Origin of the sequence: Myxococcus llanfairpwllgwyngyllgogerychwyrndrobwllllantysiliogogogochensis, from assembly GCF_006636215.1 — a bacterium.
Classification (GTDB): domain Bacteria; phylum Myxococcota; class Myxococcia; order Myxococcales; family Myxococcaceae; genus Myxococcus; species Myxococcus llanfairpwllgwyngyllgogerychwyrndrobwllllantysiliogogogochensis.
Genome location: NZ_VIFM01000901.1, coordinates 1 through 411, shown reverse-complemented (window position 1 = coordinate 411; position 411 = coordinate 1). Strand labels below are relative to the sequence as shown.

The window sequence follows — 411 nt, the reverse complement described above, 5'->3', positions numbered from 1 at the left end:
GTGCTGGACGACCCGCGCGTGCAGGAAGCCTACATGGGAGGGGTGGTATGAGCGCAGCGGCCATGAACAACGAGACACACGGCGAGAGCCTGCTGCGGATCGGGCAGCTGCGCGGCGGCTATTCGGAGGTGGACATCATCCACGGCATCGACCTGGCCGTGGCGCCGGGGCAGATCGTGACCATCGCCGGCACCAACGGCGCGGGCAAGTCCACGCTGGTGAAGGCGCTGCTGGGCCTGCTGCCGCGCGTGGCGGGCAGCATCCACCTCGATGGCCGCGACATCACGCGCCTGTCGGCGGAGGACCGGTTCGACGCCGGCCTCGCCTACGTGCCGCAGGTGGCGAACGTGTTTCCCTCGCTCACCGTGCGCGAGAACCTGCAGGTGGTGCGCGGCGTGAAGCACCTCCGGC

At 70.1% G+C, this 411-nt stretch carries 1 protein-coding gene; it reads left to right on the top strand.

Annotated elements, in window-relative coordinates; genetic code table 11:
- Positions 1-47: 47 nt before the first annotated feature.
- Positions 48-411: ATP-binding cassette domain-containing protein (locus FJV41_RS57565; protein ID WP_141649669.1), on the top strand; the 364-nt coding region annotated here is incomplete at its 3' end.